The organism is Burkholderia sp. SR8 (assembly GCF_052851275.1).
On sequence record NZ_JAULUC010000033.1, the window covers coordinates 1 to 17,996 of the forward strand.

General features: G+C 67.2%; 14 protein-coding genes. 5 read left to right on the plus strand and 9 right to left on the minus strand.

Features of this window, described 5'->3' with window-relative positions:
• Positions 1-144: 144 nt before the first annotated feature.
• Positions 145-396 carry a DUF4148 domain-containing protein gene (locus Q3A80_RS28635; RefSeq protein WP_446332221.1) on the plus strand — a complete coding sequence of 84 codons (252 nt, stop codon included), beginning with the start codon at positions 145-147 and terminating at the stop codon, positions 394-396.
• 248 nt (positions 397-644) lie between these two features.
• Here the strand turns inward: Q3A80_RS28635 and Q3A80_RS28640 are convergent, their stop codons facing one another.
• Positions 645-2,240 carry a thioredoxin family protein gene (locus Q3A80_RS28640; RefSeq protein ID WP_446332168.1) on the minus strand — a complete coding sequence of 532 codons (1,596 nt, stop codon included), beginning with the start codon at positions 2,238-2,240 and terminating at the stop codon, positions 645-647.
• Between the two features lie 737 nt (positions 2,241-2,977).
• Entirely contained in the window at positions 2,978-3,478 is a 501-nt protein-coding gene (locus Q3A80_RS28645; RefSeq protein ID WP_446332169.1) for a GNAT family N-acetyltransferase, read from the minus strand.
• A 505-nt stretch (positions 3,479-3,983) separates the two neighbouring features.
• On the opposite strand from Q3A80_RS28645, the gene Q3A80_RS28650 reads away from it, so the two are divergent.
• The 3 genes from Q3A80_RS28650 to Q3A80_RS28660 all read left to right on the plus strand — a co-directional run bounded on the left by Q3A80_RS28650 (position 3,984) and on the right by Q3A80_RS28660 (position 7,957).
• Positions 3,984-6,293, plus strand: coding sequence for a phosphocholine-specific phospholipase C (locus tag Q3A80_RS28650; protein ID WP_446332170.1), 2,310 nt, complete (start codon positions 3,984-3,986; stop codon positions 6,291-6,293).
• Positions 6,294-6,531: 238 nt separating this feature from the next.
• Positions 6,532-6,801: a hypothetical protein gene (locus tag Q3A80_RS28655; RefSeq protein ID WP_040138862.1), complete on the plus strand. Its 270-nt coding sequence runs from the start codon at positions 6,532-6,534 to the stop codon at positions 6,799-6,801.
• Between the two features lie 163 nt (positions 6,802-6,964).
• Positions 6,965-7,957 carry a DedA family protein/thiosulfate sulfurtransferase GlpE gene (locus Q3A80_RS28660; protein WP_446332171.1) on the plus strand — a complete coding sequence of 331 codons (993 nt, stop codon included), beginning with the start codon at positions 6,965-6,967 and terminating at the stop codon, positions 7,955-7,957.
• A gap of 71 nt (positions 7,958-8,028) precedes the next feature.
• On the opposite strand, the gene Q3A80_RS28665 is transcribed toward Q3A80_RS28660, so the two are convergent.
• The 7 genes from Q3A80_RS28665 to Q3A80_RS28695 all read right to left on the minus strand — a co-directional run bounded on the left by Q3A80_RS28665 (position 8,029) and on the right by Q3A80_RS28695 (position 15,919).
• Positions 8,029-9,498 (minus strand): OprD family porin, encoded by a 1,470-nt coding sequence (locus Q3A80_RS28665; RefSeq protein WP_446332172.1) that lies wholly within the window; start codon positions 9,496-9,498, stop codon positions 8,029-8,031.
• A 170-nt stretch (positions 9,499-9,668) separates the two neighbouring features.
• On the minus strand, positions 9,669-10,691 hold the full coding sequence (locus Q3A80_RS28670) for an ABC transporter ATP-binding protein (protein ID WP_446332173.1): 1,023 nt from the start codon (positions 10,689-10,691) through the stop codon (positions 9,669-9,671).
• Complete coding sequence (locus tag Q3A80_RS28675) at positions 10,688-11,680, minus strand: ABC transporter ATP-binding protein (protein ID WP_446332174.1); 993 nt, start codon at positions 11,678-11,680, stop codon at positions 10,688-10,690. Before Q3A80_RS28675 ends, Q3A80_RS28670 begins: the two co-directional genes overlap by 4 nt.
• A 2-nt stretch (positions 11,681-11,682) precedes the next feature.
• Positions 11,683-12,585 carry an ABC transporter permease gene (locus tag Q3A80_RS28680; protein WP_446332175.1) on the minus strand — a complete coding sequence of 301 codons (903 nt, stop codon included), beginning with the start codon at positions 12,583-12,585 and terminating at the stop codon, positions 11,683-11,685.
• Positions 12,586-12,598: 13 nt separating this feature from the next.
• Positions 12,599-13,537 (minus strand): ABC transporter permease subunit, encoded by a 939-nt coding sequence (locus Q3A80_RS28685; RefSeq protein WP_446332176.1) that lies wholly within the window; start codon positions 13,535-13,537, stop codon positions 12,599-12,601.
• A gap of 11 nt (positions 13,538-13,548) precedes the next feature.
• Positions 13,549-15,162, minus strand: coding sequence for a peptide ABC transporter substrate-binding protein (locus Q3A80_RS28690; protein WP_446332177.1), 1,614 nt, complete (start codon positions 15,160-15,162; stop codon positions 13,549-13,551).
• Positions 15,163-15,340: 178 nt separating this feature from the next.
• Complete coding sequence (locus Q3A80_RS28695) at positions 15,341-15,919, minus strand: cupin domain-containing protein (RefSeq protein ID WP_446332178.1); 579 nt, start codon at positions 15,917-15,919, stop codon at positions 15,341-15,343.
• A 500-nt stretch (positions 15,920-16,419) separates the two neighbouring features.
• Between Q3A80_RS28695 and Q3A80_RS28700 the strand changes: the two genes are divergently transcribed.
• A complete protein-coding gene (locus Q3A80_RS28700; protein WP_446332179.1) occupies positions 16,420-17,943 on the plus strand; it encodes a peptide MFS transporter in 1,524 nt (507 codons plus the stop codon).
• Positions 17,944-17,996: the final 53 nt, after the last annotated feature.

The window sequence follows — 17,996 nt, forward strand, 5'->3', positions numbered from 1 at the left end:
TTGCCGGCAGCAGAACACTGCGTTGGAAGCGATCGCATTTTTCCCGCGCGTGAGCGGACCTACACTGTTTTCACCTGCTGCCGCTTCGTCAGACGAAGTCGAACGAACGCCGGCCGCCCAGTCGGAAACATGGAGGTTCCCGTCATGAAGCGCCTGATCCATGCAGTTGCCATCGCCCTGGCCGTAACCGCTCCGCTCGCCGCGCACGCACAGTCGAACCCGCCGCTGACGCGCGCGCAGGTCCATGCCGAAGTGAAAGCGCTGAAGCAGGCCGGCTTCCAGCCGAGCGACTGGTTCTACCCGGCCAGCATCGTGTCCGCCGAAGCGAAGATCGCCCGCCAGCAGAATGCCGGGTACGGCAACGATCGCGGCGCATCGTCCGAATCCCGCCAGTAAGCCGTTGGAGTAAAGCGGCGTGAAGCGGCCAGACTGCGACGCCTTACGCCTTACGCCTTACGCCTTACGCCTTACGCCTTACGCCTTACGCCTTACGCCTTACGCCTTAGGCCTTAGGCCTTAGGCCTTTACGCCTTTACGCCTTTACGCCTTTACGCCTTTACGCCTTTACGCCTTTACGCCTTTACGCCTTTACGCCTTTACGCCTTTACGCCGTTACGCCGTTACGCCGTTACGCCTTCACGCCGTTACGCCTTCACCGGCTGAATCAGTTTCGCGCATGCCGCTGCCTGCGGGTCGCCCGCCGGCAGCTTCGCGCACACTCCGTCGAACTGCTTCACGACCGACCTGACCGACGCATCGTGCGCACCGCCGCCGCGCCAGCGGTTCAGTTGCGTGACGACCTTGGTGAGCGCCCGCAGGTTCGCCCCGTAAAACGCATCGCGCGTCTGGCCGGCCTGCACGAGCACGCTCGCGGCGATCCCTTCGATCCGCGCTGCATCGTCCGGCGCCAACGCGACCGCATTCGCGAAATAGGTCGCGCCCCAACGCAGCTTCGTCGCCGATCCACTAGCCGATTCGTATGCGTTGCGGTACCAGGCGAGCGCCGCGGCCTTGTCGCCACGCGCCTTCGCGTTCGCGGCCAGCCCCGACATGAAGTAGTACGGCGTCGACGAACGCGGCAATTCCGCCTTCAGCAGCACATCCGATTCGTCGTACAGCCCTGCGTCGGTCAGCGTGTCCGCCGCTTCGCTGACGAGCGCCTGCCGCTCGTACGCGTTCGCGGCGCCCTGCACCGACGCGGCGATCTGCTTGCGGGCGGCCCCGACGAGCGCCGGCGCAGCGAGCGGCGCGCCGCCGTGCGCATCACCGCGCGCGAGCAGCACGCGGCCGTGCAACGCCATCAGCCGGTCGATCGACGATAGCGTCGCGTCGGTCGACAGACGCGCAAGCGCACCGTCGTACGCGGCGCGCAACGTCGCACGCTGCGCGGCATCGCTGCCGAGGTACGCGACCACGCGCGCGGGCGCCGCGATCAGCACGTCCGAGTCGGCCCGCGCGAGCGCCGGCTCGCGCAGCACCGCACGCAGCGCATCGCCGAGTGCGGCCTTGTCGAGCGCACCGGCCTGCGCGGGATCGTCCGACGCCGCGACCACCGCCGACTTCAGCGCAAACCGCGCGGCATCCGCCTTCGCGCCGGCCGCGCGCGCACGTTGCGACAACGTCTGCAGCGTCGCCGCGACACGGTCGGCCGGCACCGGCAGCGCGCCGTCGGTATCCCACGAATAGTCGGCGAGCAGATGCCATTCGTCCCGCGTCAGCGCTGCGCCGTTGTTCAGCGCGGTCGCGAGCGTCTGCCGCACCGGATGCGTGGCCGTCATCCCGAGCGACAGCGCCTGCATGTAGCGATCGAGATCGGCTTCGCCCGGCAGCCGCGTCACTTCGGTACCGTCCGGGCGGAACAGGATCATCGTCGGATAGCCGTGCACCTTGAAGCGCTCGCCGAGTTTCTGCGCGCTTGCGGTATCGCCGTCGAGATACACGGGCACGAACAACGACGAGCGCATCTTGAACGCCTGCTGGCTGAAGATCGTCGACTTCACCTGGTTGCACGATGGACACCACACCGCGCCCCAGTACAGCAGCAGCGGCTTGCCGGTGCGCTTCGCCAGCGCGAACGCGGCGTCGACGTCACCGTGCTGCCACGCGATGCCGGGCGGCAGATGCGCGCCATCGCGCGACGCGTTCGATACGGCGGCGTCCTGCGGCACGTTGGCGGCGAGCGCAGCACCCGCGGCGGCGAGCAGGCACGCGGCAGTCAGATTACGGAGAACGATTTTCATCGAGACGGATTCCGTTGAAAAAGACGGTTGCGGGAAGCGGCGTCGCGCGACGATTTCGACGCGGCACGTCGGCGGCGGCGCACCGATGCGCGCGAAACAGCAAAGCGAAAACACGACGAAACGACGCAACAATGAAACGCATCGACGCGCGCGCGACGCCACACGGAATCGACCGTACGCGTCACGCACGCACCGACACTGAAACCCGCGGCCGACCTCCGCCGCGCACACCGCATCCCACGCAACCATGCGAGCCACGACGATCGCGCCAACCGGACCGCCGCCGCTGCGCAAGCGCTGCGTTGCCGGCGGCGTGGGCGAGAAAAGAGAGCAGCGCCGTGACGGCGGAAGTCAAAAAAAGCTGACGACGGTCCATGACCCACCGAAACGTGATCGTGTTGCGGATACGGGGATACGGCGAGCGCAAGCTTGCGGTGCGGCCCGCGCGGATGTTTGCCGGTTCGTCGCGGCGCCGGACCGCGCGGCAAATCGCCCGACGATACGATTCGCACGGCTGGTTGAGAACGAATGAATTCTCGAATCGATATGACGTGCGGTATCGCCGACCGCGTTCATATGCGCGCAGGCACCACGACGCGTCCGAGCTGCACGCGCAGCTTCATCGACAGCGGTCCGCCCTGCCGAACGATCTTGTGCCCGGATGCGTGCCGGAAACGCCGCACGGCATCGCCGAGGCGCGCCTCCCCCGCGCGGCGCAACGGCGCGCCACGCGTCGCCTACAGCCTTCCCTTGATCCGAGCCATCTGGAATACCGACGCATATGCGCCGTCGCGCAGCGCGTAGTCCGGCGCCTCGCCCTCGATCCGGAAGCCGTGCTTTTCATACAGCGCGATCGCCGCCGGATTGTCGACGAACACCGTCAGCTCAAGGCGCGTGATGTTCAGCCAGTTCTCGGCGAGGTCGATCGCGGCTGCCAGCAGCCGGCTGCCGATGCCGCGCCCGTGATGCGACGCATCGACCATCATCCCGAGCGATGCCGCATGGCGCCGGCGCGGATTCTGTTCGGGATGCAGCGCGAGGTGACCGACCACCGTGCCGTCGCTTTCGGCGACGAGGCTCACGCCCTGTTCGCGCAGGCGCTCGAGCCGCTGCAGCCATTTTTCGTGCGATGGAAACGGATGCTGCAGCGTATTCATGTACACCGCCGGCTGCGCGACGATTTGCCGGATCGCGTCGACGTCGTGCGTCTCGCTGTGCCGGATCGTGATATCGGTCATGACTGGGTAGAGTCGAAAGGATCGGGTCGATGCATGTCGCCGCGCGCTCGCGACGACGCATCGAGCTTATCCGATTTCAAGCGAATGAAACACGGCCGGCGATGAAGCGATACCGTTGCCCGCGCAACCACACGGCGTCACGCGAACTCCATCCAATCGGCAATTCCTTCCTCCTCGCGTCGATGGAAACCGGTAATTCATGACCATTCCGCATGCGCCACATCACGCCTTCGATTGGTTGCGCACGCAACGTAGCCGATGCGACGCGTGATGTCACTTCCTCATCACGTCGACGTCATCTGCGCTCCTTAGACTGGGCGCCGCCCTGCCCGGCACTCGCCGGGCCCGCGTGTGCCGGCGTCCTGTCCCGCGCATCACGATGCGTGCGGCGCGCAGGATCGCGACAACGGCCGACGCATTCGAACGCACACGCATCGCGTGCCGCCCCACGGGGACGACGCACGGGCACAACGAGAACGCTCCCACCTCCAAGGATCAGAACGCCATGACGTCACGCCGCAAGTTCCTCCAGCAGACCGCCACCTCGGGCCTCGCCGCCGCCGCGCTGTCCGCGTTTCCGCCGAGCATCCGCCGCGCGCTCGCGATTCCCGCGTTTCACGAGACGGGGACCATCAACGACGTCAAGCACGTCGTGCTGTTGATGATGGAGAACCGCGCATTCGACGGCTACTTCGGCACGTTCAAGGGCGTGCGCGGTTACGGCGACCGCTTCGCGGTGCCGTCGCCGAACGGCCGCGACGTGTTCTACCAGACCTACACGAAAACGACGCCCGCGACGACGTTCACGCCGTATCACCTCGATGCGAGCCAGGGCAACGCACAGCGCGCGGGCGGCACGCCGCACACGTGGGCCGACGCGCAGGCCGCGTGGGACCACGGCCGGATGAACCGCTGGCCCGATGCGAAGACGCCGCTGTCGATGGGCTATTACGACGCGGCGGAAGTGCCGTTCCAGCGCGCGCTCGCCGACGCGTTCACGCTGTGCGACCACTACCACTGCGGGATGCACACCGGCACGATCGCGAACCGGCTGTTCTACTGGAGCGGCACCAACGGCCCGAACGGCATCAGCCCGGCCGACGGCAGCCGCGTGAAGGTCGCCGCGCTGAACAACCAGTTCAACGGCGGCAACGACATCGGCCCGTCGAGCCAGGGCTGGACGTGGACGACCTACGCCGACCGGCTGCAGCAGGCCGGCGTGAACTGGAAGGTCTATCAGAGCCTGATCGACAACTTCGGCTGCAACGAGATGATGAGCTTCCGCCACTGGCGCGCGGCCATCGAACAGATGCCGCCCGCGCGCCGGCCGGCATACGTCGCGTCGACGGACATCACGCAGCCGGTGACGGCCGCCGGCGCGTTCTACGATCCGGCGATCGACGATCCGCTGAGCCCGCTCGCGAAGGGCTTCGGCAACACGATGCCGTACGGCTTTCTCGAAACGTTTCGCGACGACATCCGCAACGGCACGCTGCCCGAAGTGTCGTGGATCATTCCGCCGTCGGTGTACAGCGAACACCCGGGGCCGTCGAGCCCCGCGCAGGGCGCGTGGTACGTGCAGGCGGTGCTCGACGCGCTGACCGCGAATCCGGACGTGTGGAGCAAGACCGTGCTGCTGATCAACTACGACGAGAACGACGGCTTCTTCGACCATATGCCGTCGCCGGCCGTGCCGTCGCGCAACGCGGACGGCTCGCTCGCGGGCGGCCATACGCTCGCGGCTGCCGACGTCGCCGTCGAATACCACGACTTCGCGCCGGCAACGTCGAGCCAGCCCGCGGCCGACGGCCGCCCGTACGGCCCGGGCCCGCGCGTGCCGATGTGGGTCGTGTCGCCGTGGAGCCGCGGCGGCTGGGTCAACTCGCAGGTATTCGACCATACGTCGACGCTGCTTTTCCTCGAGAAGCGCTTCGGCGTCGTCGAACCGCAGATCAGCGCGTATCGCCGCGCGGTGTGCGGCGACCTGACGAGCGCGTTCAACTTCCGCGCGCCGAACCACGAGCCGTTGCCGACGCTCGCGGGCCGCACGACGAAGAGCCGGGTCGATGCGCTGAGCGCCGCGCAGCAGGCCGCGCCGAAGATCACGCCGCCGGCCGCGCCGTCGCTGCCCGCGCAGGCCGTCGGCGTGCGCCCGTCGCGCGCGCTGCCGTACGAGCTGCATGCGAGCGCACAGGTCGACACGGGCAAGGGCATCGTCACGCTGAAGTTCGCGAACACGGGCCGCGCGGCGGCGGTGTTCCACGTGTACGACAAGCTGCACCTCGAGCGCGTGCCGCGCCGCTACGTCGTCGAGCCGGACAAGTCGCTGCGCGGCGACTGGGCCGCGCTCGCGGACGACGGCGGCAAATACGACCTGTGGGTGCTCGGCCCGAACGGCTATCACCGCCGCTTCACCGGCGACCTGGCCCGGCTCGCCGGCGCGCGCGCGCCGCATCCGGAGATCCGGGTCGGCTACGCGGGCGCGAGCGGCAACCTGCATCTGCGGCTGCGCAACCACGGCGGCGGTGCGGTGCGCTTCACGGTGAAGTCGAACGAGGTGTATGGCCCGTTGCCGGGCCGCGGCGCGAACGACGATCGCGGCCCCGGCCACGATGCGGGCACGACATGGACGGTCACGGTGCGCGCCGGCGAGCAGTCGGAACTGCACTGGAAGCTCGATTCGACCGGCCACTGGTACGACTTCGTCGTCACCGCCGACAGCGATGCGAGCTTCTCGCGCCGCATCGCCGGCCGCGTCGAAACCGGCCGGCACTCGGTCAGCGACCCGGCGATGGGACTCGCCGACCGCTTCTGACGGCACGCGCGCCGGCCCGGGCCGCGACACCGCCCGGGCGCCGCGCGCGGCGCGGCCCGATCGGGCTGAAACGCCCGCCCGGCGCGGCTCAAACATCAGAGGGATAGGTGGTGCAGCCCTCATTTCGCGGCCACGAAAATGCTCGGTGTCGCGGCCCGTTCGCGTTAAACTTCGTCAAGCTGCATTCAACAACGACATCTTCGCCAACCCGGCACAAACGACAACGAGGATAGGTTCGATGCGCACTACCGGCTCATCCGGGGCAATGACCCTGCTCACCGAACACGACCCGGCCGACGGCCGTGAACTGCGCTCGCTCCGGCTCGAATCGACCGGCGACGGCAAGAGCGTGCTGCTGATCGAGATCGACGAACGCAAGCCCGGCATTCACCGCGAGGTCCGCTACGAGATCACGCCGGCCGAACTGATCGCGGCAATCCGCTCGCACGGCGCCGAGCTGCCCGGCGAAAACCACGGCGCCGCGTCGCTCGCACGCACACCCTCCTGATGTCGACCGGTGAGCCGTGCGCAAAGCACCGGCTCACCGTCCGGTCCGCATTGCCATTACGCCGCCAGGCGCTTTCCGTCATTCCCCGCCGCCGTCTTGAAAATGGCCGATAATCGGCCCATCTGCGTATCCTCCTCACGCGCTTCCTTTTCGGCCAGCCGTCATGCTCCGTGACCTCGTCGCCCAATACGGGCCGCTTCTCGTGTTCGCCAACGTGCTGGCGGCGGCCGTCGGCCTGCCGGTGCCGGCGATGCCGACGCTCGTGCTGTTCGGCGCGATGGCCGCGATGCATCCGGCGATGATCGGCTCGCAACTCGTGACGGTGCTGGCGCTGTCGGTGCTCGGCGCGCTGATCGGCGACACCGTGTGGTACGTCGCCGGGCGGCGCTACGGCGGCGCGACGCTGAAAACGATTTGCCGGCTGTCGCTGTCGCGCGATACGTGCGTGAAGAAGACCGAACGTTTCTTCGGCCGCTACGGCGTGCGCGTGCTCGCGGTAGCACGGTTCATTCCCGGGTTGTCGCTGGTATCGGTGCCGATGGCGGGCGCGCTCGGCACGCGCTATCGCACGTTCGCCGGCTACGATGCGCTCGGCGCCGCGCTGTGGACGATCGTCGGGCTCGTCGCGGGGCTGGTGTTCTACCGGCAGATCGACTGGCTGTTCGCCGGCGCGAGCCGGCTCGGCCGCGCGGTGCTGCTGGTGATCGTCGCGCTGCTGGCGATCTACGCGGCCGTGCGCTGGATGCGCCGCCGCGCGCTGATCCGCCAGCTGGCGAGCGCGCGGATCGGCGTCGACGAACTCGATGTGCTGCTGCGCGATCCGGCCGCACCGGTGGTGCTCGACGTGCGCTCGCCCGAGCATCGCAAGCTCGACCCGTTCACGATTCCCGGCGCGCAGTTCGCGGACGAGCGGAACATCGCGGACATCGTCGCGCGCTATCCGCTGTCGCAGAAGTTCGTCGTGTACTGCTCGTGCCCGAACGAAGTGACGGCCGCGCTGATGGCCAAGCGGCTGCTCGACGCCGGCTTCACCGATGCGCTGCCGCTGCGCGGCGGCCTCGATGCATGGCGCGACACCGGGCGCCAGCTCACGTCGCTGGTGGAAGAAATGCCGGCCGCGAACGATCCGGTGGCCGGGCTGCACAAGCCGGCCTGAGCACACGGGCTGCAGGCCGGCCGCACAAGAAGGGAAAACCACGGACCGGGGGACGTTGCCTCCCCGTTCGATCAGAACGCGTGCAGCGGCACGTTCACGACCAGCCGGTATTCGCGGTTCGTCGCATCCGAGTAGTGCGCGGACCCGTTGTGCCACATCGCGATGAACGTGACCTTCGTGTCCTTCAGCTTGCCGCTCTGGAACGTGTACGACGGGATGAAGCCGAACTCGTGGTGACGGCCCTGCACCGGCGCACCGTTGCTCCAGTAGATGCTCGACTTGCTCGGGTCGTTCGCGGCGCCGGCGCTGCCGTCGGCACCCCAGCCCGTCACGCCCCAGAGCATCGCCTTGAAGCCCGGCAGGCCGGCTTCCTTGCCGTAGAACGTGTAACGCAGCTGCAGCGACTTTTCGTGCGGCGCGTTGTAGTCGACGTCCATCGAGTTGGTCAGGAAGATACCGTTCGTTTCGTTCAGGTAGTCGAAGAACTGGTCGCCGAGGATCTGCTGGTAGCCGAGCAGCAGTTCGTGCGGGCCGTGCTGCGCGGCGATCGACAGGCTGTACGCGTTGTTGTCGATCTTGCCCTGCAGCGCGTCGCCGGTATCGTGCGTCGAGTAGACGTTGCCGAAGCCCGTCCACTTGATCGTCTGCGTGCTGCCGATGCTGTGTTTCACCGACGCGTAGTACTGGTGCCACACGTCGTCGGCCTGGTTCGCGTACAGCGCGACTTCGCCGTTCGGCGAGTAGTCCCACGTGCCGCCGACGTAGGTCAGGCGGTTGATGCGCGTGCCGCCGTACTGCGTCGTCAGATTCGTGAGCGTCGTATGGCCGCGCGCATCGGTCTTCGTGAAGCTGCCGGCCTCGAGCATCACGTTCTTGAATTCATTGCTGACGATCGTCGCACCGAGGAACGTCGGCGGCAGCGCACGGTTGTCGTGCTGTTCCATGAACGGGTTGTCGACGGCCTGCAGACCGTACTTGACGACCGTGTTCGAGATGCGCGCCTTCACGTCGTAGATGCCCGGATACGCCCACGCGAGCTGGTTGCCGCCTCCGCCGCCCTTCGCGATGTGCACCATGCTGCCCGCGCCCGCGCCGCCGTCGAGCTTCAGCGCCGCATACAGCGATGCGTCGAACCCGATGCCGATCAGGCCGGTCGTGAAACCCGACTCGAAGTTCGCCATTGCGCCCTGCACCCACGCATGGCGGTGCGGGCCGCCCTTGCTGTCGAGCACGTCCGCGTAGTTGCGGAACAGGAAGTTCAGGTGGCTGTCGGCGATGAAGCCGTTCGACTTCGACTGCGCCGACGGTTCGTCCGGCGGCGTGACGGCCTGGGTCGCCTCCGCGTTGACAATGGCGTTCGGGGTCGTTGCCTGCGCAACCGAGGTGCCCGCGCCGGCGGACGGTGCGGCCTGCGCGACCGTCAGCGGAGCGGGGACCGCGTCGTCGGCGTGCGCGACGCCGGTGAGCGACACGCCGGCGAGCGCCGGCACCCATGCAAGCAGCATCTTCGATGCCGTCCCGATCGTCTTCTGCTTTTTCATCGTAATTCTCGTCTTGTGTTGATGTCGTCCACGCCGGTTGCGGTCCGCTCCCGGCCCCCCGGCGAGCCCGGTTACGGACGCGCCTTTACCCGCGGCACGAAGATCGTTCGCGCCGCACCCTGCCCCTGTTGACCTGCCTGGTCATGTTTGCTGCGTCACTGCGGTTCACTTCACGCCGCCACGCCCGCCCGGATGCACGCGACACGCGCCGCCGAGCCGTGCCGGACTTCCGGCTGCGGCACGTCCTGCGCGCATGCGTCGATCGCGACCGGGCAGCGCGTGCGAAACGCGCAGCCGGACGGCGGGTTGAGCGGCGACGGCATCTCGCCCGCCAGCAGCATCGGACGGCGAGCACGCTCGCGCGCCGGCTCCGGCGTCGGCGCCGCATCGAGCAGCGCCTTCGTGTACGGGTGCTGCGGCACGCCGTACACGTCCTGCCGCGCGCCGAACTCCATCACGCGGCCGAGATACATCACGAGCACGCGCTGGCTGATGGCCTTCACCACCGCCAGGTCGTGCGCGACGAACAGATAGGACAACGACAGTTCACGTTGCAGATCGCGCAGCAGGTTCACGATCTGCGCCTGGATCGACACGTCGAGCGCCGACACGGGTTCGTCGCAGATCACGAGCTTCGGCTCGCCGATCAGCGCACGCGCGATGCCGACGCGCTGGCACTGCCCGCCGGAAAATTCATGCGGATAGCGCAGCAGGTGGTGCGCGTTGAGGCCGACGCGCTCGAGCATCGCGAGCACGCGGCGCCGCACTTCGGCGCGGCCGAGGCCTGTGTGGTGCGTGACGAGCGGCTCCGCGACGATCTGTTCGATCGTCATGCGCGGATCGAGCGACGCGAGCGGATCCTGGAAGATCATCTGCACTTCGCGGCGCATCGCGGTGCCGCGCAGGTGATCGGGCGCGACCGCTTCGCCGCGCCAGCGCACCGTGCCGGCCGTCATCGGCACGAGGCCGATCAGCGCGCGCGCGAGCGTCGACTTGCCGCAGCCCGACTCGCCGACGAGCCCGACCGTCTCGCCGCGCTTCACGTCGAACGACACGCCGTCGACCGCGCGCAGCGTGCCCTTCGGCGACCACGGATAGCCGCCGAGCGGCACCCGGAAATGCACCTTCAGATCGTCGACGGACAACAGCGTGTCGTCCGTCGCGCCCGCATGGCGGTGTTGAACGCCGCTCATCGCAGACCTCCCGTCAGATCGGCCAGCGGCCGGTGGCACGCGCGCACCGCGCCCGCCGCGCCATAGGTTTCGAGCGCGGGGCGCGCGGCGCCGCAGCGCTCCTCCGCATACGTGCAGCGCTTCGCGAACGCGCAGCCGGCCGGCGCGGTACCGGGCATCGGCGGATTGCCGGGGATCGCGACGAGCGGTGCGTCGTCGGCGTCGGTCAGGCGCGGCAGCGCGTTGAGCAGGCCGATCGTGTACGGATGCGACGGCGCCGCGAAGATCGATTCGGCCGGCGCATATTCGACGGTGCGGCCCGCGTACATGACCATCACGTCGTCCGCGAGACCGGCGACCACGCCCATGTCGTGCGTGATCAGCACGATCGCGGTGCCGCGCTCGCGGTTCAGCTCGCGCAGCAGGTCGATGATCTGCGCCTGCACGGTCACGTCGAGCGCGGTCGTCGGCTCGTCGGCGATCAGGATTTCCGGCTCGGACAGCAGCGCCATCGCGATCATCACGCGCTGCCGCATGCCGCCGGAGAATTCGTGCGGATACATGCGGATGCGGCGCGCCGCGTCCGGAATCCGCACCGATTCGAGCGCATCGATCGCGCGCTTCGTCGCCTCCTTGCGCGACAGCTTGCGATGCAGCTGCAGCGTCTCGGTCATCTGCCGCTCGATCGTCAGGAACGGATTGAGCGACGTCATCGGATCCTGGAAGATCATCGCGATCCGGTCGCCGCGCACCGCGTTCAGCGCGCGCGTATCCATGTCGAGCAAGTTGTCGCCGCGATAGCGCGCGGCGCCCGTCGTCGTGCCGTTGCCGGCCAGCAGGCCGAGCAGCGCCATCACGGTCTGGCTCTTGCCCGAGCCCGATTCGCCGACGATGCCGAGCGTCTTGCCGGCTTCGAGCGAGAACGACACGCCGCTCACGGCGTCGATCGGCGCTGCGTCCTTGCGCGTGAAGCGCACGCCGAGGTTTTCAACTTCCAGTAGCGCAGCCATCTTCAGCGATCCTTCGGGTCGAGCGCGTCACGCAGGCCGTCGCCAACGAAGTTCACGCAGTAGAGCGTCACGCACAGCATGACGGCCGGTGCCAGCAGCAGCCATGGCATCGATTCGAGTTTCTGCGCGCCGTCCTGGATCAGCACGCCCCAGCTCGTCATCGGCTCCTGCACGCCGAGGCCGAGGAACGACAGCACCGATTCGGTCAGCACGATGTTCGGCACCGAGACGGTCGCGTACACGACGACCACGCCGAGCAGGTTCGGCACGACGTGACGCAGCACGATCGACGCCGGCGACACGCCGATCGCACGCGCCGCATCGACGAACTCGCGGTTGCGCAGCGACAGCGTCTGGCCGCGCACGACGCGCGCCATGTCGATCCACGAGAACGCGCTGATGGTCAGCACGACCAGCATGAACGAGCGGCCGAACAGGGTCATCATCAGGATCGCGATCAGCAGGTACGGGATCGCGTACATCATGTCGACGACGCGCATCATCGCGGAATCGACGCGGCCGCCCGCGAAGCCGGCGGTCGCGCCCCACGCGACGCCGAACAGGCCGGACACCAGCGTGCCGAGCAGCCCGACCTCGATCGATACGCGCCCGCCGATCAGCGTGCGCACGAGCAGGTCGCGGCCGAGCTCGTCGGTGCCGAACCAGTGCTGGTTCGCGAGCGTCGGCGGCAGGCTGATCGCGGCCCAGTCGCTCGCGGCGGGGTCGGCCGCGAGCAGCCACGGGCCGGCGAAGCACGCGAGCGTGATCAGCGCGAGCAGCACCAGGCTGAATACGGCCGCGCGGTTGTGAAGGAAGCGCGCGAATGCGAGCGCGAGCGGCGAGCGCGAACGCGGCGGCGAGTCGGTCTGCACGGGCAGACTGACGACGGGAGTAGTCGGGGTCATCGCAGTGCCTCGCTCAGTAACGGATGCGCGGATCGAGCCACGCGTACGCGAGGTCGACCAGCAGGTTGAACAGCACCGCGCAGACGGTCGTCAGCACGACGAGGCCGAGCACCAGCGTGTAGTCGCGGTTGATCGCGCCGTTCACGACGAGCTGGCCGAGCCCCGGCAGCGCGAACACCGACTCGGTAACGACGGCCGCCGTGATCGACGTGATGCAGACCGTGCCGAACAGGGACACGACCGGCATCAGCGCGGGCTTGAGCGCGTGGCGCAGCACGATCGTCGAGCCCGGCAGGCCCTTCGCGCGCGCGGTGCGGATGTAGTTGCTCGACAGCGTCTCGATCATCGAGCCGCGCATCACGCGGGCGAGCAGCGACACGTTGATGAAGGTCAGCAGCACGATCGGCAGCAGCCGGTACTGCCAGCCGCCGTCGCCCCAGCCGCCGGCCGGCAGCCAGCCGTTGCCGGCCGACGTCTTCAGCAGGATCGCGAAGATCCACACGAGCACCGGGCCGAGCACGAACGGCGGCACGACGTTGCCGAAGTTGCCGATCAGCATCACGAAGCGGTCGATCACGCTGTCGCGGCGCACGGCCGCGACGGTGCCGAGCAGCACGCCGGACACGATCGAGATCGGGATCGACACGCCGCCCACGCCGAGACTCACGGGCAGCGCCTTCTTCACGAGATCGTTCACCGACCAGTCGACGTAGCGGAACGACGGGCCGAGATCGCCGTGCAGCAGCGAACCGAGATACAGCAGGTACTGCTTCCACAGCGGCTCGTCGAGGTGGTACTTCGCGTTCAGGTTCGCGAGCGTCGCCGCGGACAGCTGCTTCTCCGTATCGAACGGGCCGCCGGGCGTGAAGTGCAGCAGCAGGTAGCAGACGGTGATGACGGCGAGGATCGTCGGCACCGCCCACAACGTGCGTCTCAATGCGTAGGCCAGCATGATCGCTCCGCTCAGTGCTTGATCAGGTACATGTCCTGCGAAGCACGCATGTCGATCACGTTCTTCAGCGAGTAGCCGCCCACGTACGGCTTCACAAGGCGGTCGGCCGAGTACTGGAACAGCGGCACCATCGGCGTGTCGTTCATCGCCATGTCGTGCGCCTGCGTGAGCAGCGCCGCGCGTGCCTTGTCGTCGAGCTTCTGGTTGCCTTCGTCGACGAGCGTGTCCATCTGCTTGTTGCAGTAGCCGACGGTGTTCTGCGAGCTGCCGCAGCGGATCAGGTCGAAGAAGGTCATCGCGTCGTTGTAGTCGGCGAACCAGCCGTCGCGCGCGATCTGCACCTTGCCGTCATGCCGCTCCTTCATCAGCACCTTGAACTCGACGTTCTCGAGCTTCGTGTTGATGCCGAGCTTCGTGCGCCATTCCGATGCGGCGAACAACGCGACCTTCTTGTGCAGGTCGTTGGTGTTGTACGTGAGCGTGAACGACAGCGGCTTCGCGTCCGAATAGCCGGCCTGCTTCAGCAGGTCCTTCGCCGTCGCGACACGCTTGGCCATCGGCCACGACGCCCACTCCGGCGTGAACGGCTGCACGCCCTTCGTGCCGTTCGGCATCAGCCCGTACATCGGCTTCTCGCCGGCCTGCGTGAGCTTCGACGTCAGCACGTCGCGATCGATCACCATCGACAGCGCCTGGCGCACGCGCTTGTCCTTCAGCGCGGCGTCGCTGTTGTTCAGGTAGTAATAGTAGGTCGCGAGCTGCAGGCCCGGGCGCAGTTCGCCGCCGAACTGCTTGCTGACCTGCTGGAAGATGCCCGACGGGATCGAGTAGCTGTAGTCGATCTGGCCGGCCTGGTACATGCGCATCGCGGTTTCGTCGCTTTCGATCGGCAGGTACGTGACCTTGTTGATCACGACCTTCGACGCGTTCCAGTACTTCGCATCCTTCGTCGCGACGATGCGGTTGTTCGGCTGCCAGTCGACGAGCTGGTACGCGCCGTTGCTGACGATGTTGCCCGGGCGCGTCCATGCGTCGCCGAACTTCGCGACGGTGTCCTTGTTCACCGGTGCGAGCGGCGCCATCGCGGTCAGCTCGGGGAAGAACGCGACCGGCACGTCGGTCGTCACTTCGAGCGTGTACGGGTCGACCGCGCGCACGCCGAGCGTCGTCGGTGCGGCCTTGCCGGCGATGATGTCCTTCGAGTTCTTGATGAACTCGACGAGGATCGTGTACTTCGAGCCCGTCTTCGGATCGACGAGGCGCTGCCACGAATAGACGAAATCGGCGGCCGTCACCGGCTGGCCGTTGCTCCACTTCGCATCGTGGCGCAGCTTGAAGATCCACGTCTGCGGCGTCTTGCGCTCCCACGATTGCGCAACGCCCGGCACCACCTGGCCGGCCGCGTCGATGCGCGCGAGCCCTTCGAACAGGTCGAGGCCGATCGTGTTGCCGGTCCACGACTCGATGTGCGCCGGGTCGAGCGACTCGACTTCGGCCGGCACCTGTCGCGTCAGGTCCTGTTGCGGAGCGAGCGCGACGTTCGACGGAACGGTCACGGCGTGGGCGGCGGGCGTCGTCAGGGCGAGCGCGGCCAGCACGGCCGACATGGCATGCAAGGATTTCATCGTGGCAGTCTTGAGAAGGTTGTTCGGTGAGCGTCGCGCGGCGGATGCCGCGGATTACGCGTGAGACGCTGACGGGGGCAGCGATTGAGGAGGCCCGTGGTTCTCGTATTGCATCTTAGTATTCCTTACGTTTCTTTCGACAGGTATCCCGTCGAAGAAACGAAGGAATACCCGTGCGTTAGAACAGCCGCGGTGTACCGACCCAGACCACCACCGACTCGACCTTCGCGGTGTTGACCCAGCTGTGCGGGACCGTCGACTGATAGTGCGAACTGTCGCCGGCCTGCAGGACGAAGGTCTTGCCTTCCAGCGTCAGCGACACTTCCCCTTCAATCACATACAGGAACTCCTCTCCTGCATGCGTCGTCACCTCCGACCGCTTCTGTCCCGGCGGCATCCGCACGAGGATCGCCTCGAGCTGACGCCCTTCGGTCACGTTGGTCAGCCTCGCGAACAGGTTCGCCGAATCGGCGAATCCGAAGAAGCGCAACTGCTCGCCTCTGCACACCGAGCGTTCCTCGCTCGGCGTATCCACGAAGTACTGCACCGTCACGCCGAGCGCCTGTGCGATACCGGCCAGCGACGTCAGCGACGGCGACGCGAGCCCGCGTTCGACTTGAGACAGAAACGGCTTCGAAATCCCCGCGGCGGTAGCGGTGTCGTCGAGCGTGCGCTTCAGACGTTGGCGCAACGCGCGAATCTTGCTGCCCAGTGCGACAGCGTCTGCCGCTCGCGAGTTTTCAGTGGGGGGAACCATAGCAGGCCGAAAAGTGGTCGTCAAAAAATGTTTGATGGAAAGTAACTAAGTTAATTCGAGATGGCTTAATCTTCGGGTTCGCACACGTCTTCGGTGTTGAGCCCGGTGCTACTAAACAGGGCACGAAGCGAGCGAAACGACGCGCTATCTTGCCAGACTCGCCGGCTTCACAGGCAAGCTGCAAGCGGCTCTCCGGGAATTTGCGGAGAACGGGCGCAAAGCTTACAAGTAGATGATGAGACAAATGTTCCTGAAAGCTGCTGCCATATCGGGAGTTTCCCTGAGTGGCGCGGACCTGACGCACCGGACCGGCAAACGTTACCATTCGCGCGCCGGTCGGGGCCTCGCCCCGCCTCACCCGGCGGAGTCCGACCCCGGCCCGGGCTAACCCGCCCGACTGCTCCATCGCCGACGCAAAGCCTACCCGGCCACTGTGCTGCGGCGCCAGTTCGACCCCCAAGGCGACGCGCGATCCGCGCCGTCCGTTTCAAACGAGATTGATGATGCACGCACCTGTTTCACAAACCCGATCGTTTACGACGGTCTTCCTCATCGAAATGTGGGAGCGCTTCGGCTACTACGGCATGGCCGCGCTCCTGGTCCTCTTCATGGTCGACCGGCTCGGTTTCACCGACAGCCATGCGAACCTGACGTGGGGCGCGTTTACCGCGCTCGTCTACGCGTCGCCGTCGATCGGCGGCTGGATCGGCGACAAGGTGCTCGGCGCCCGTCGCACGATGATCATCGGCGCGGCCGTCCTGTGCGCCGGCTACCTGATGCTGGCGGTGCCGAACGACGCGCTCGCGTACATGTACGCATCGCTCGGCGTGATCGTCGTCGGCAACGGTCTGTTCAAGGCCAACGCGGCGAACCTCGTGCGCCGCATCTACGAAGGCGACGATGCGCGCATCGACAGCGCGTTCACGATCTACTACATGGCGGTCAACATCGGCTCGACCGTGTCGATGCTCGCGACGCCGTGGATCAAGGATCACTGGGGCTGGCACACCGCGTTCGCGGTCTGCTGCGCCGGCATGCTGCTCGCGATCCTGAACTTCATGCTGATGCACCGCACGCTCGCGCACATCGGCTCGCAGCCGGACGACGAACCGATCCGCTGGAAGCGCCTCGGCGCCGTGGCGGCAGGCGGCGTCGCGCTCGCGCTGATCACGCTGTACGTGCTGCAGCACAAGCAGCTCGCGGTCGCGAGCGTGTGGACGGCGGCGTTCGCGATCCTCGCGATCTTCGCGTACATGATCGCGAAGTCGGAGCGCTCCGAGCGCGCGGGCCTGATCGCGGCGCTGGTGCTGATCGGCCAGGTGATCCTGTTCTTCATCTTCTACGTGCAGATGTCGACGTCGCTGACGCTGTTCGCACTGCGCAACGTCGATCCGCGCTTCATCCTGTTCGGCACGACGCTGTTCACGTGGAGCGCCGCGCAGTTCCAGGCGCTGAATCCGATCTGGATCATGATGCTGAGCCCGGTGCTCGTGTGGATCTACAACGCGGTGTCGAAGAGCGGCCGCGACCTGCCGGTCGCCGCGAAGTACGCGCTCGGCTTCGGCGCGGTCGCCGCGGGCTACCTGGTGTTCACGATCAGCGGCCGCTACGCGGTGGATGGCCGCGTGTCGTCGTGGTTCATGGTGTGGGGCTACGGCCTCTACTCGCTCGGCGAACTGCTCGTGAGCGGCCTCGGCCTCGCGATGATCGCCCGCTACGTGCCGGCGCGCATGAGCGGCTTCATGATGGGCGCGTATTTCGTCGCGACGGGTGTGTCGCAGTATCTGGGCAGCGTCGTCGCGAACTTCGCGCAGATGCCGTCGCACGAACTGCCGGCCACCGAATCGCTGCCGCTCTACCTGTCGCTGTTCGAAAAGCTCGGCTGGCTCGCCGCGATCGGCATGCTGCTCGCGCTGCTGCTGTTGCCGATGATGAACCGCCTGTCGCGCCAGCATCAGCGCTGCGCGGAAGAGCGCCGCGACGAAGAAGCGGTGCAGGCGCAGGCGATGGCTTCGGCCCAGTAAGTACTATCCCTCGGCGTGCGGCGTGCACGCCACATTCTCCTGCCGGCGCGGCC